Source organism: Natronoglycomyces albus, from assembly GCF_016925535.1.
Classification (GTDB): Bacteria; Actinomycetota; Actinomycetes; order Mycobacteriales; family Micromonosporaceae; genus Natronoglycomyces; species Natronoglycomyces albus.
This window is the reverse complement of record NZ_CP070496.1, coordinates 1594592-1608470: the sequence shown is the minus strand read 5'-3', so window position 1 is coordinate 1608470 and position 13879 is coordinate 1594592. Positions and strand designations below refer to the sequence as shown.

Below are 13879 nucleotides of genomic sequence, written 5' to 3'. Positions count from 1 at the left end.
TGGCGGACGCCACGCGACGGGCAATGTTTGTCGAGAGAAGATGGTGGCGATAGCCTTCTGAAGGGCAAGACCGAACCCGCTTGGGAATGAGGAGGAACCATGTCGGTATACACGCTGCCTGACCTGGAATACGACTACGATGCGCTGAGGACTGCCATGACTGGCGAGATCCTCGAACTTCACCACTCCAAACATCACGCCACGTACGTCAAGGGCGCCAACGCGACTCTCGAGAAGATCGACGAAGCGCGAGAGAACGGCGATTTTTCGGGCCTGGTAGGCCTGCAAAAGACCTATGCTTTCAACCTGTCGGGCCACGTGCTGCACTCGATCTTCTGGAAGAACCTGTCCCCCGATGGAGGGGGACGTCCCGAAGGTGAGCTCGCCGCCGCCATCGATGAACACCTCGGTAGTTTCGAGGCGTTCTCCAAGCAGCTTTCCGCTGCGACCGTTGGTGTGCAGGGCTCTGGCTGGGGTGTGCTCTCCTATGAGCCGCTCTCGCAGCGACTGGTGGTGGAGCAGGTTTACGACCACCACGGCAATGTTGGTCAGAACGCCACTCCGCTTTTGGTTTTCGACGCCTGGGAGCACGCCTACTACCTCCAGTACCGCAACGTCCGTCCGGACTACGTGGAGCGTCTGTGGGATGTTGTCGACTGGCGCGATGTTTCTCGCCGCTTTGACGAGGCTCGCGGAGCCGCGTCCTAGCAATGCGATCGTGGGTGCGGAAAGACTTAGGTGAGACGCACGCACGCTGGCAACGATGGGGGTGGGCCGAGACGGAAGTCTCGGCCCACCCCCATCGTGTGTTTCCAAGTATCAGGCACGTCCGTGGCCTCGCAGAGGGCATGCCAGCGGTGCGGCTATAGCAGCGACTTCAAATACATGCCCGTGTGGCTTGCTTCGACCTTCGCCACGTCTTCCGGGGTTCCGGCAGCGACCAGAGTTCCGCCTCGATTACCGCCTTCGGGCCCTAGATCCAAAATCCAGTCGGAAGACTTGATGACGTCTAGGTTGTGCTCGATGATGATGACCGTGTTGCCCTTGTCGGCCAAGCTCTGTATGACAGCCAGCAACTTGCGCACATCGTCAAAGTGCAGGCCCGTTGTCGGCTCGTCGAGAACGTAGACGGTCTTACCCGTGGAACGCTTCTGTAGTTCGGAGGCCAACTTCACCCGCTGTGCTTCGCCTCCAGACAGGGTCACCGCCGATTGCCCCAAGCGCACGTAACCTAGACCTACGTCCACCAAGGTTTTCAAGTGTCGGTGAATCGACTGGATCGCCTCAAAGAACTCGGCAGCCTCGGCAATCGACATGTCCAACACGTCCGCGATCGTCTTGCCACGGTAGCGAACCTGAAGGGTGTCGCGGTTATAGCGCGCCCCACCGCACTCCTCACAGGGCACGTACACATCGGGGAGGAAGTTCATTTCGATCTTCAGGGTGCCATCACCGCTGCACGCCTCACACCGGCCACCTTTGACGTTGAACGAGAACCGACCTGGCCCCCAGCCGCGCACCTTCGACTCCGGGGTCTCCGAGAACAGCTTTCGCACCTTGTCGAACACGCCGGTATAGGTGGCGGGGTTGGATCGCGGGGTACGCCCGATGGGCGACTGGTCAACTCCCACGACCTTGTCAACCAGGTCCATTCCCTTGATCGAGCGGTGTTTTCCGGCGACAACCTTGGCCCCATTGATCTGGTGCGCCAATGAGTTATAGAGGATGTCGTTGACCAGCGTTGATTTACCGGAACCAGACACCCCCGTCACCGTCACCATGCATCCGAGGGGGAACGCCACATCTAGGTTTTGCAGGTTGTTTTCCTTAGCTCCCTTGACGACCAGCTGGTGGCCCTTGGTGGGTTTACGCCGTTGTTCGGGCACCTCAATTGCCTGACGCCCAGCCAGGTAGTCACCGGTCAGGGAAGCCCGGTTCTTCTTCAGTCCCTCAACTGAACCCGAATGCACGATGTTGCCACCGTGTTCGCCCGCTCCCGGCCCAATGTCCACTACCCAGTCGGCCACATTGATCGTGTCCTCATCGTGTTCAACCACGATGAGCGTGTTTCCAAGATCGCGTAGCCGCTCCAGCGTGGCGATGAGGCGGTTGTTGTCCCGCTGATGCAAACCGATGGACGGCTCGTCGAGAACATAGAGAACACCGACCAGACCGGCGCCGATCTGGGTCGCCAGGCGAATACGTTGCGCTTCACCACCGGAGAGGCTGCCCGCAGCGCGTGCCAGAGTCAGGTAGTCGAGGCCGACGTCTAGCAGGAATTGCAAACGCGCGGTGATCTCCTTGACGACCTGATCGGCGATATGGGCGTCGCGGTCCGACAGCGACAGATCGGTGATCACCTTGGCGCATTCAGCGATCGACATCGAGCAGATCTCAGCGATCGATAGGCCGTTGACCGTGACCGCGAGAGTCTCGGGTTTCAAACGGGCTCCATGACATGAGCTGCATGGGGTCTCTCGCATGAATTGCTCATACCCGGCCCGTCGCCATTCGGAGTCCGTCTCTTGGTGCAAGCGCTGCACCCACGGGATCGCGCCTTCGAAGGTCGTGTCATAGGTGCGCAGGCGCCCCCGGCGGTTGCGGTACTGCACTTCAACGGTCTGGTCGTAGCCGTACAAGATCGCTTCTTGCGCCCGCTGAGGTAGCTGCTCCCACGGCGTGTTCACGTCGAAGCCCAGTTCCCGGCCCACAGCCTCGATCTGGAAGGTGAAGTATTGGCCCATGCCTTTGCTCGACCACGGGGCAAGAGCGCCCTCGGCGACGGTGCGCTCCGAATCGCGAATAATCAGTTCCGGGTCGACTTCTTTGCGAACTCCCAGGCCGTAACAGGAGGGGCAGGCGCCAAACGGGTTGTTGAACGAGAACGTGCGCGGTTCCAGCTCATCGAGCATGAGCGGGTGGTCATTGGGGCAGGCGAGCTTCTCGGAGAAGTGACGCTGCCGCTGGGAACTGTGTTCGTCGATATCAACGAAGTCAAGCACGACCACGCCGTCGGTTAGTTTCAGCGCCGCCTCGACGGAGTCCGTCAGCCGCTGCTGCATGGTCGGCTTGACGACCAAACGGTCGACCACGACTTCGATGTCGTGTTTATCCTGCTTTTTCAGCTTTGGCGGGTCGGTGAGGTTATGAACTGCTCCGTCGACGCGAGCACGGGCATACCCTTGCGCCTGAAGCTCGGCGAACAGGTCGGCGAACTCCCCTTTGCGCCCACGCACCACCGGGGCGAGCACCTGGAAGCGTGTGCCTGCCTCTAGAGCCATGATCTGGTCGGTGATCTGCTGCGGTGACTGGCGGCCGATCAACTCCCCACACGTAGGGCAGTGGGGCACTCCAATTCGCGCGTAGAGAAGGCGCAGGTAGTCATAGATCTCGGTTATGGTGCCAACTGTCGAACGCGGATTGCGGGAGGTCGACTTCTGATCAATCGACACCGCGGGGGAAAGCCCCTCGATGAAATCGACATCGGGTTTATCCATCTGACCGAGAAACTGACGAGCATAGGCCGACAGCGATTCCACGTAGCGACGTTGGCCCTCGGCAAAGATCGTGTCGAACGCCAACGATGACTTACCCGAACCGGACAATCCGGTGAAAACGATCAGGGAATCGCGGGGAAGGTCCAGGTCCACGCCTTTGAGGTTGTGCTCGCGGGCTCCCCGCACCGTCATCTGGTCGGATCCGCGCACCGGTGAGGAAGATCGGGAGTTGTTCTTGCGTTGCTTAGTTGCCACCATTGGACCTTAACTTTTGGGTGTGACATCGGATGACATTCGCGCCGGCGACAGGCCCCATTCGAGACATCGCCCCAGGTAAGAGCAATAGAATTGTGCGCCCGGTCATGGCCTTGCCTCAACGCGCCTCCAGCGAGCGCCGCTGCCGAGGTACCGCTTGGGCACAAGTGTGTGGCCGTGGCCAGGCGGCCGCGCAGACCATTGACCGACCTCCCACTTTACCGCGTCTCGGTGACACTTCCCGGTCGAGTGTGAGCGCTGTCGCGTCGTTTGTCACGCTAGAGACATGAACGCATACACGGGGGTCGTCGAACCCGGCCAGCGCGCGGACGTGCGCCAACTGCAAGATCTCACCATCGCCAAGTTCGCCGTCTCGGCGATGAAAAACAACTGTTACCTGCTGCGATGCCGCAAAACCAAAGAGCAGCTATTGATCGACGCAGCCGATGAATCGGATCGGATTCTCACCGAGGTGACCAACCCCAATCACGGAGGGGGTCCACTGAAAACCGTGGTCACGACGCATCGGCACTGGGACCATGTGCGAGCGTTGCAAACGGTCGTCGATGCCACCGGGGCGGCGTCAATGGCGCACCGGGAGGACGCTGGCCACATTCCGGTGGTCACGAAACGGCTGGACGAGGGTGACATCGTCACCGTCGGTCATTGCCGCCTGAGCGTGATCCATCTAGTGGGGCACACGCCAGGGTCGATCGCGCTGCGATACGACGACCCAGCGGGCCATTCCCATCTATTCACTGGCGATAGTTTGTTTCCCGGGGGCTTGGGAAAAACTACGAATCCGCGTGATTTTCAGACGTTGTTTCGCGATGTGACGACGAAGTTGTTTGACGCCGCTGACGACGACACGTGGGTCTATCCGGGCCACGGAAATGACACCACGCTGGGAGCGGAGCGGCCGCAATTGCCTCTTTGGAAAAAACGCGGCTGGTGATCGGTTCTTTCGCGGGAGCAGCTTGTCCGCTTGGGAGCAATGGGGTTATGCCCGAGCGAGTCTGGGCGGGTGGTTCCTGACTCAACATCGACCTGGCTCGCGGTCACCTCTGGGGTGAACCTGACAATGACCAATCCTAGTCGGGCCGTTGACCGGGCCGAGCTGATCTCGCTGAGGTGCTCGCGGCACGCGGAGCGATCGCCACTCGCCATTCGATTAGCGGACATTGCCACGAATATGGTCGGCTCCTAGCGGCCTGTTTGCTCCAGTACTTGGATCAGCGCGTTGAGCCGATACATCTGAGAGAGTTTGGGGGATTCGCTGCGGATGGTGCCTGGCGACCGCATGGAACGCGCCACGTATTCTTCGATTTCGCGCTGGTCGGGGTTGGGTTTTGCGGCTGCGATCTTGGCTCGCTCGTTCCAATAGTGCTCGTCTTGCACAGCCTCGCCGTATCGACGAATGGCGTCCTCGACCATCGTCCATTCCGCCTCGCGCAAACTGCTCTCGACCACAAGGTTGCAAATCAGCGTCTCGGCCGCAGCGCGATGCTGGGCGATTTGGTCGACCAGATCGGACCCTCCGGTGTCTGTTTTGACCGCGAGCAAGGTGCCAATCTGCGAGCATTCGCGGGCGTAGATATCGCGCGCCTCCGCCAGCCATGTGGCGAGCTCAAGATCGGTCAACCTCATGTCGACATACTACCCAGGATTAAGCACACTCGCACTTCGCAGCGTCGCGATCTGACCTCACGGAGCACTCAAGGCACATTGGCGGGTAACTCTTTGGACGGGGCGATAATGCGCCAGAATTGTTTCTGGCCATCGTCGCGCACCACTAGGCCCACTTTCAACAGTTCGGTTCGCAGCTGGGCGATCTCATCGTCATCGCTTTCCTTCAGGGCCGCCTCTCTGGCGGTGAAGAGGGCGTCGGCACCGGAGGGGAGTTCTTCGAGTCCGGGTACCCAGCGCCGGTATTCCTCGGCATAGGGGTCGCCGTCCTGCCAGGGAAATCGATATTTCAGAAACGCGTCGGCGACTTCTTCGCGATTCAGGTCGCAGAATGGTCGGGCTAGTTCTCGGCCACCTTCGCCAAGGAAAACTAGGTGCTTCTGGTCGTAAAAAACCGCTTCGATGTCGGCTTTGGGCAGTGTTATCGGATCATCGAATCCACTGGCTATGGACACTTCATGGTTGCCCACACTCACCCGTAGAAAGTCGTTTAGCGCATAGAGGACAAACACGATCCCCATGATGAGCCCGAGCGCGGCACCGATGGAGTACCGCAATGGCAATGCCAGTTCATGGAACGTGCCCAGCATCCCTTGCAGGGGAAACCAAGGCAGAGTCAGAATCCATCCCACAATGGAGACTAGGGCAACGCCAAGGCCAGCGCCGATAACCGGGAAGCCCAGTGCCACTAGCCATCGAGTCCAGGTGGGGTGTTCGATCGTGGTGCTGCCAAATTCTTGGCGACTCGCACTGAAATTGGACACGGGTGGGCCTCACTTTATCGCGATGGTGGCGTTGTTGACGTAGGTTCCAGTTCACATTGTACAGAGAACGACGACGCCTTCCGGTTTACGAGCCCTCCTCCGTTGCCAAGAGCGGACAGCGCCTTAGGTCTCGTCGTATTGATAGAGGTCATAGTTCTCCATCAGGGCGATGAGCTTGTTCGAATACTCAGGGTCGGTCGCGTAGCCCGCTTCATGAATGGCGCGAGCGAAAGCGTCGGCGTCATCGGCCACCGCCATAGCGTCGGCATAATGGCTCCATCCGGACAGGAGCGCCCCGTGATCGCGGAAGGAATCCTTGGCAGACTCGTAGGCGCGAAATGGCTCATCGGCATCAACGCATTCGCCCGAGGGCGTGCATTCGAACGTGGCATAGTCGCGGCAGCCGATCGCGAAGTTTCCCGGATTGTCGTCAAAGCACTTCATGCCAAAGATGTTGTGATCTTCGCGGCCCAATGCCCCTGAGCCCCAACCCGTTTCCAAGATCGCCTGTGCCAGAGTCACCGACGCGGGCACCCCAGTGGCCTCCATGCTCTCTTGCGCCGCTGGGGCGTTGTCCTCGATAAACCCCGTATGTGTCAACGCGGGGACGTTCGTGGAGTCCTGACCACACCATGACAGCCAGGCCGGTTCATTGTCCCAAGAAACGTAACTGCTGGTCACGTACTCCCCCGCGGCCAGACGCAACCAGACATGGGATGCTCCGGCTGGACCGGAAACCCGGCTTCCCCACGCCTGACAATCGACGATCAACTCCGTCTGGTCGCTGATCTGGCGCACTTCGGTGGCATTGGAGGATGGCTCGTCTCGTACTGAGAGCGGTTCGCCCTGGGCCCAAACGTGGGCGCGGGTCGCTCCCCCTCCCGCGACGGCGCACCAGGGCACATCTGGCCGACCGCCGACCCAGGCGATAAACGTCTCGGTCACCCAGTTGCCATCCTCAAGCCGCAACCAGATGTCATCGCTGCCTTGGCTGCCGCTCATGGCCTCGCCTCTGGTCTTACATTCGACTGAAATGCCGCGCTCGGGAGAATACTGGTCCACGACCTGCGCATCCGTCGCTGGCCCTGAACGAACATTCAGCACGCCCTCGGAGATGGCCACATGCGGACCGCTGAACTGAGCCTGGCTGGGAACTATGAGGGAGAAAAGCCCCAGGGCAGCCAAAAGGGCCACGGTGGACAAAACGCGCAAACCGAGAACCTGCATAGACATAGCAGTCGATTATCTCCCAAATCTGTGCAATAACGGGGAAGGACTCAACGGTATCCGGGTCGGGTGTGCGAGCTGACACCCAAAGGTGTCGCCCATCACCGATCCTGCCTGCGCAGGGCATTGTGCGTCAAGGAGAATGAAGGCTATGTCTCAACGCTCCGACCTGCGCAATATCGCCATCGTCGCCCACGTCGACCACGGCAAAACCACACTCGTCGATGCCATGTTGAAACAGGCCGGAGCTTTTCGGGAGGGCTCAACGGTCAACAACCGCGTCATGGACTCCATGGACCTTGAACGCGAAAAGGGCATCACCATCTTGGCCAAGAACACCGCGGTTCACTATGCCGATCCCGACGACGGCAGTGAAATGACCATCAACATCATCGACACGCCCGGTCACGCCGACTTCGGCGGCGAGGTCGAACGCGGCCTGACGATGGTCGACGGTGTCGTCCTCCTCGTCGACGCTTCCGAGGGGCCCTTGCCCCAGACTCGGTTCGTGCTGCGTAAGGCCTTGGCGGCCAAGCTGCCGATCGTGCTGGTCATCAACAAGGTCGACCGGCCCGACTCGCGGTTGAAGGAAGTGGTGGACGAAACCTATGAGCTTTTCCTCGATTTGGACGCCAACGAGGAACAGATCGACTTCCCGATCATCTACGCGTGCGCCCTCGACGGCATCGCCTCCCTCACTGAGCCCGAAAATGGCCAGGTCCCGACTGATTCGGACAACCTCAAGCCTCTGTTCGACACGCTTATTGAGACGATTCCCGCACCTGAGTACACCGAAGGCGCGCCGCTGCAAGCCCATGTCACGAACTTGGATGCTTCCCCCTTCCTAGGACGGCTCGCGCTGTGCCGCATTCGCGAAGGACGCATCCGCAAGGGCCAAAACGTCGCGTGGATTCAACGCGACGGCACCACCCAGACGGTGAAAATCTCTGAGTTGCTCATGACCGACGGTCTGGAGCGCAAGAGCGCGGAGGCGGCCTCGCAAGGCGATATCATCGCTGTCGCCGGAATTCCCGAGATCATGATCGGCGAAACCCTCGCCGACCCCGAAAACCCGCAAGCACTACCACTGATCACTGTGGATCAGCCTGCGGTGTCCATGACCATCGGAACCAACACCTCGCCGCTGGTCGGTCGGTCGAAGAAGTCAAAGGTCACCGCGCGTCTAGTCAAGGACCGACTCGACAAGGAGATCATCGGTAACGTCTCGATTCGCATCCTTCCCACCGAGCGTCCCGACGCTTGGGAGGTGCAGGGTCGAGGCGAGCTGGCCCTGGCGATTCTGGTCGAGCAGATGCGTCGCGAAGGTTTTGAGCTGACCGTCGGCAAGCCGCAGGTCGTCACCCGCGAGATTGACGGCACGTTGCACGAGCCAGTCGAGCGACTCACCGTCGATGTCCCCGAAGAACACATGGGGGCCGTGACACAGCTGCTAGGTAGCCGAAAGGGCCGCAACGAACAGCTGGTCAACCACGGCACCGGCTGGGTGCGTATGGAATGGCTTATCCCGGCCCGTGGCCTCATCGGCTTCCGGACTGAATTCCTCACCGTCACGCGCGGCACTGGCATCGCCCACCATGTCTTCGAGGATTACGAACCGTGGGCCGGGCAGCTGCGTTTGCGACAGTCAGGCTCGCTTATCGCCGACCGCACCGGTGTGGCAACCGCCTACGCCATGTTCAACCTGCAAGAACGTGGATCTATGTTCGTTGAGCCCGGCACCGAGGTGTATGAGGGCATGATCATCGGTGAGAACTCTCGTCCCGACGACATGGACGTCAACATTTGCAAGGAAAAGAAGCTCACCAATATGCGTTCGGCGACCGCCGACGAGCTGGAACGACTGGTTCCGCCTCGCCGCCTGTCCTTGGAGCAGGCACTGGAATTCTGTCGCTCCGATGAGTGCGTGGAAATCACCCCCGATGCGGTGCGCATGCGCAAGACGGTGCTCCCCGCACGTGACCGCAATAAGAAACGCGGCGACTAACAGCCCGCTTTCGCGGCCTTATCAGGGGCACCTCCAGGTGGAGGTGCCCCTTTTCGCATGTCTGGGCCCGACTAGCACCGCGCCCACTCACAATGTTAACACTTGACATTTTGAACCTACACATGTCAGAATTTATTTACATATGACAGAAGGAGGTGTTATGGATGTGAACGAACCGACCGGAGACCAACTACTCGGAGTGCTCTCCGCACTGGCCAACCCACATCGAATACGCATCATGGCCCTGCTGTCCCGGGACCGAATCCACGTGTCCGCGCTCGCCCGCGAACTACAGATGAGCCGCCCACTCGTCCACATGCACCTAAAAAAATTGCAGGCCGTAGGCCTCATCGACAGCGAGATGGAGGTATCGGAATCAGGAAGAGCGCAGAAGTTCTTTCAGCCAGTCGACTTCGACTGGCACCTGACACCACGCCTCATCGCGCAGGCATCCGAAACCCTCACCACCGAAAACAAGCCCAAGGACCGACAGGAGCCCACTCATGAGTTACGAAGAAGCCGGAATGCTCTTCGCCTTTGGATTTCTCTTTCTGATCACGCTGGTCATCCTCGTAATCATTTGGCAATCATTCAAATTGGTGCGCGCCAAGCACGAAACCAAAACCAATCACGCATACGAAGAACTGGCCCGCGACGCCACCACGAACATGCGCGAACTGCGTTCGGAGTTGGCCGAAGTCCGTGGCGACATCTCCGAAATGCGCGGTCGAGTCGTCGCCATCGAAAAGATGTTGCGCGAAGTCGACAGCTAAAACACACCCATTCACCACAAAAACCAGGAGGGGACGCGCCAAGCGCGTCCCCTCCCAAGTAAAACGAGATGAACCAGACTCGAAGCTGCCCTTCAGCTTGACGCAGGCGACAACTCACGTCCCAGCATCGGCGACACCATCACCGCAGCCCCGGCCCGGTCACGACCAACCCCACGCCAAGAACAGCTGGAAGCCACTGACCTCAGTCGTGCAAAGTGACCGCACTGGCCGCCGTGGCGCCAACAGTCTCACGGACACGTTCCAGCACTTCGGTGGGAACCGGAGCGTCGGTCGACATCGCGAGGAAAGCCTCACCCCCGGCAGACTTCCGCGACACCTGCATCGAGGCGATATTGATGTTCAAGTCGCCCAACGACCCACCAATGAGACCAACGACCCCGGGACGGTCGGTGTAGCGCAGGAATAGCAGCGGGCCATCGGCGGTGATGTCGAGGTCATAGCCATCGATCTCAGTGACCTTCAGTTCCTCACGCGGACCAGCGGTCACAGTACCCGAGACCGTTACGGCGCGGCCATCCACCAACGCGCCCCGCACAGTGACGAGGCTGTGGTATTCGGCGCTGTCCGCCGCGGTGAAGAGGCCCACATCGACGCCGCGCTCCTCGGCGATCAGCGGAGCGTTGACGTAGGTGACCTGATCGGCCACATCCACGAACAGTCCCTTGGTGGCGGCAAGCTGAAGCACACTGACGTCGTACTCGACAATGTCGCCACGCACCTCCACTGTCACCGACTGAGGAGCGCTGCCAGCAACCGAGGTGAACAACTGCCCGAGGCGTTCGGCCAATGGCAAGAACGGGCGGACTTCTTCGTTGACGACCCCGCCAGCCTGAATATTGACCGCGTCCGGCACGAACTCACCGGTCAGAGCGAGCTTCACGCTGCGCGCCACAGCCAAACCGGCGTTATCCTGTGCTTCTCGGGTCGAGGCTCCCAGGTGAGGGGTGACAACGACATTGTCGAGGGCGAACAGCGGCGAGTCAGTGCACGGTTCGCGGTCGAAAACGTCGATTCCGGCCCCGGCGACCCGCCCATCCTTAAGCGCTGCGGCCAGCGCTTTCTCATTGATAAGGCCGCCGCGCGCGGCATTGACGATCCGCACCCCAGGCTTGACCTTGTCAAGCTCACTCTCACCGATGAGACCAGCGGTCTCAGGGGTCTTTGGCAGGTGCACCGAGATAAAGTCAGACTGCATGAGCAGCTCGTCTAGGCTCACCAACTGAACCCCCAGCTGGGCAGCCCGACCAGGTTGCACATACGGGTCGTAGGCAATGATCTTCGTGTCAAACGCGGCCATACGGGCGGCGAAAAGCTGCCCGATCTTCCCCAAACCCATCACGCCAACGGTCTTGCCCGCCAGCTCCACACCAGTGAAGGCCGAGCGCTTCCATTCGCCACCACGCAAAGCCTGGTCGGCACGGGCGGTGTTGCGAGCTGTGGCCAGCAAGAGGGCCACGGCCTGTTCGGCAGCCGAGACGATATTCGAGGTTGGAGCATTGACAACCATGACGCCACGTTCGGTGGCCGAAGGGATGTCGACATTGTCCAGGCCCACACCAGCACGAGCCACAACCTGTAGCTTATTGGCCGCGGCCAAGGCCTCGGCGTCGATCCGGGTGGCCGAACGGACGATTACGGCATCCGCCTCGGCGATAGCACTGTGCAAGGAGGGAATGTCGGTCCCGTCGATTTCCCGTACGTCAAAGTCGGAACTGAGCACATCGAGAGCGGCCGGGGCTAGCGGATCGGCGACAACCACGATTGGCTTGGCTTCAGGCATGGGACTTCCTCAATTGGATTGGTGACGGCAATGCGGCGACTCACAAGGTCGAACACATCCGTGTTTCGGTAGCTCGGTCACTCCGCTGGACCCTGATCGACCTCGTTCGACACCGGATTCAACATGGAACGTGCACAGGCCGGGTGTTCCCGGGCTGTGCGCCATTCACGTTGCCCCGCAGTGTGCGATGCTGCGGGCTCGGGTGCGATCTCGGACGCGGCCTCAAAGATCCAACCCCGGTAGTTCCGGGTCGGGCCTCGACGGACGCGGACGAATCGGTGTCGCCGTTCGCTGTTGCGCGAGGAGCCACACAGGGTGCGTCCCCTTCCCCACTTGTGGGGAAATGGGGTGGTTCCTCAGGTCTTCCAACGCACGGGCGAGGTCGGATCGTAGAGTGCGGGAGTCAACCAGACGCGGCGCTGCGCCAGTGGCACTGGCATGACGCGCCAGTTGCTGGACATCGTATGTTGCGCCACTGTCTCAATACTGTCCGGGGTGTGCCGGATTCGCAGTGTGGAAGGCCGCACATTGCCCAATTCTTTGGGAGACGTTCCTCACTGGCCTCGCACTACATTTGACCAGGTCATCCCATGAATTCAGGCGCGATCTTTCATTGGGGGGCCAGAGGCATTCGTGACCAATGCTTCGCAGGTATACGCATGCGGTTATACACAATTTGTGAGCCGAGGCCGAGGCGCGGTCGGTCCGCAAACACGGTGGGAAAAATTGCCCGCGCCTATGAGTGACGCATCCGCAGTTGCTGCCTAGGCGAGGCTGATAAGCGCCATGCCAAACACATCGCCATCTAGGGCCTTCGCCGCAGCCTTGGGCGGACTGTCTATCGACTCCGAACCGCCGAGGGCACGTCGCTCTTTGCAGAGGCGCTGGCGCACCTGGTGAGAATCGGCCTCCTGTCTTCGGAGGGCCAAAGGTCTGCGCGCGATGAGGATCTCCCCCAACGCAAGGTGGCGATCCGAAGCTGTGGTGGAGCTGATCTACGAAGGAGTACGGCATCGGAGTCCTGGCTGTCGTCTCCGTCGGAAGCTTCCTGGTTGAGGGCGGGATCGCCCTCAACGGTTGTCCTGTCGGCAGCCGACCCTAACGGCCCCGCCACGCCGTCATCGACGCCCACCTCCACGTCGGTGTCAATCAACTCCGAGGCAGCAGCCGTTTCCTCTTGCTCTTCGAGAACCTCTTTTACCACCGAAAAAGCCAATCCGGCGGGGTAACCACGGCGGGCCAATTGCCCCACCAGCCGCCGCACAATCACTTCGTGCGGCTTGCCATGCAACGAACGCACGCGGCGGCGGGCCAGGTCCAGCGCGGCAGAACGTTCATCGTCGTCACTGACTTCTTGCAACGCCTGATCGATGTGGTCGCTCTCTACGCCTTTGCGGCGTAGTTCACCAGCGAGCGCGCGTCGGGCCAGGCCGCGCGAGCGGTGGCGACTCGTGACCCATGCGCGAGCGAAAACCTCGTCGTCGATCATGCCAACCTCGGCATAACGATCCAGAACCTCTGCGATCACCTCGGCTTCGAATTCGCGTTTCTCTAGCGCCTTGGTCAATTCGGCATAGGTACGAGGACGGGCGGATAGCAAACGGAGGCAGTATTGACGGGCTGCTTCCGGACTGCCCGGTTCTGGCTTACTAAACCCAAGGTCGCCCTTGGTCGATTTCGAACGACGCGACCGGCTGGGACCACGCTCTTCTTGGCTTTCGGCTTCTGCGTCTCCCAAGCCATTGCCGCCAGAAATCTGACGCCCATAGCGATGTTTTCTGGAGCCTTGTTGCCAGCGGCCTCGTTGGTTGTCGCCGGTCTTGTCACTGTCGTGGCTCATGGCAGGTTGGCTTTCGCGTCGAAGTCTGGTT

The 13879-nt window shown here is 60.4% G+C and carries 10 protein-coding genes and 1 pseudogene; 5 read left to right on the top strand and 6 right to left on the bottom strand.

Going from position 1 to position 13879, the window contains the following annotated elements; translation table 11 throughout:
- Positions 1-99: 99 nt before the first annotated feature.
- The gene (locus JQS30_RS06830; RefSeq protein ID WP_213172616.1) at positions 100-708 is read left to right on the top strand and encodes a superoxide dismutase; all 609 of its coding nucleotides are present in this window, start codon (positions 100-102) and stop codon (positions 706-708) included.
- 155 nt (positions 709-863) lie between these two features.
- On the opposite strand, the gene uvrA is transcribed toward JQS30_RS06830, so the two are convergent.
- Entirely contained in the window at positions 864-3689 is a 2826-nt protein-coding gene (uvrA, locus tag JQS30_RS06825; RefSeq protein ID WP_213172993.1) for an excinuclease ABC subunit UvrA, read from the bottom strand.
- A 349-nt stretch (positions 3690-4038) separates the two neighbouring features.
- Here uvrA and JQS30_RS06820 point away from each other — a divergent pair, with 349 nt between their 5' ends.
- Complete coding sequence (locus tag JQS30_RS06820; RefSeq protein WP_213172615.1) at positions 4039-4707, top strand: MBL fold metallo-hydrolase; 669 nt, start codon at positions 4039-4041, stop codon at positions 4705-4707.
- Between the two features lie 248 nt (positions 4708-4955).
- Here JQS30_RS06820 and JQS30_RS06815 read toward each other — a convergent pair whose 3' ends face one another.
- The 3 genes from JQS30_RS06815 to gsmA form a co-directional block, all read right to left on the bottom strand.
- Positions 4956-5399, bottom strand: coding sequence for a hypothetical protein (locus JQS30_RS06815; protein WP_213172614.1), 444 nt, complete (start codon positions 5397-5399; stop codon positions 4956-4958).
- A 68-nt stretch (positions 5400-5467) separates the two neighbouring features.
- The gene (locus JQS30_RS06810) at positions 5468-6202 is read right to left on the bottom strand and encodes a YqeB family protein (RefSeq protein WP_213172613.1); all 735 of its coding nucleotides are present in this window, start codon (positions 6200-6202) and stop codon (positions 5468-5470) included.
- A gap of 123 nt (positions 6203-6325) precedes the next feature.
- Complete coding sequence (gsmA, locus tag JQS30_RS06805; protein ID WP_213172612.1) at positions 6326-7435, bottom strand: sporangiospore maturation cell wall hydrolase GsmA; 1110 nt, start codon at positions 7433-7435, stop codon at positions 6326-6328.
- A 145-nt stretch (positions 7436-7580) separates the two neighbouring features.
- Here gsmA and typA point away from each other — a divergent pair, with 145 nt between their 5' ends.
- The 3 genes and pseudogenes from typA (at position 7581) to JQS30_RS17300 (ending at position 10207) form a co-directional block, all read left to right on the top strand.
- Positions 7581-9434, top strand: coding sequence for a translational GTPase TypA (typA, locus tag JQS30_RS06800; RefSeq protein WP_213172611.1), 1854 nt, complete (start codon positions 7581-7583; stop codon positions 9432-9434).
- Positions 9435-9594: 160 nt separating this feature from the next.
- Positions 9595-9918: pseudogene (locus JQS30_RS17675) on the top strand (ArsR/SmtB family transcription factor); the annotation flags it as partial.
- A gap of 19 nt (positions 9919-9937) precedes the next feature.
- Positions 9938-10207: a hypothetical protein gene (locus JQS30_RS17300; protein WP_246498094.1), complete on the top strand. Its 270-nt coding sequence runs from the start codon at positions 9938-9940 to the stop codon at positions 10205-10207.
- Positions 10208-10409: 202 nt separating this feature from the next.
- Here JQS30_RS17300 and serA read toward each other — a convergent pair whose 3' ends face one another.
- Positions 10410-12008: a phosphoglycerate dehydrogenase gene (serA, locus tag JQS30_RS06790; protein ID WP_213172609.1), complete on the bottom strand. Its 1599-nt coding sequence runs from the start codon at positions 12006-12008 to the stop codon at positions 10410-10412.
- An 838-nt stretch (positions 12009-12846) separates the two neighbouring features.
- Positions 12847-13848 (bottom strand): regulatory protein RecX, encoded by a 1002-nt coding sequence (locus JQS30_RS06785; RefSeq protein WP_213172608.1) that lies wholly within the window; start codon positions 13846-13848, stop codon positions 12847-12849.
- Positions 13849-13879: the final 31 nt, after the last annotated feature.

Bases quoted from the DNA above. Each gene is read 5' to 3' on its own strand.
- serA (WP_213172609.1), bottom strand. From the start codon at position 12,008: ATGCCTGAAGCCAAGCCAATCGTGGTTGTCGCCGATCCGCTAGCCCCG.
- JQS30_RS17300 (WP_246498094.1), top strand. From the start codon at position 9,938: ATGAGTTACGAAGAAGCCGGAATGCTCTTCGCCTTTGGATTTCTCTTT.
- JQS30_RS06785 (WP_213172608.1), bottom strand. From the start codon at position 13,848: ATGAGCCACGACAGTGACAAGACCGGCGACAACCAACGAGGCCGCTGG.
- gsmA (WP_213172612.1), bottom strand. From the start codon at position 7,435: ATGTCTATGCAGGTTCTCGGTTTGCGCGTTTTGTCCACCGTGGCCCTT.
- typA (WP_213172611.1), top strand. From the start codon at position 7,581: ATGTCTCAACGCTCCGACCTGCGCAATATCGCCATCGTCGCCCACGTC.
- JQS30_RS06830 (WP_213172616.1), top strand. From the start codon at position 100: ATGTCGGTATACACGCTGCCTGACCTGGAATACGACTACGATGCGCTG.
- JQS30_RS06820 (WP_213172615.1), top strand. From the start codon at position 4,039: ATGAACGCATACACGGGGGTCGTCGAACCCGGCCAGCGCGCGGACGTG.
- JQS30_RS06815 (WP_213172614.1), bottom strand. From the start codon at position 5,399: ATGAGGTTGACCGATCTTGAGCTCGCCACATGGCTGGCGGAGGCGCGC.
- uvrA (WP_213172993.1), bottom strand. From the start codon at position 3,689: ATGACGGTGCGGGGAGCCCGCGAGCACAACCTCAAAGGCGTGGACCTG.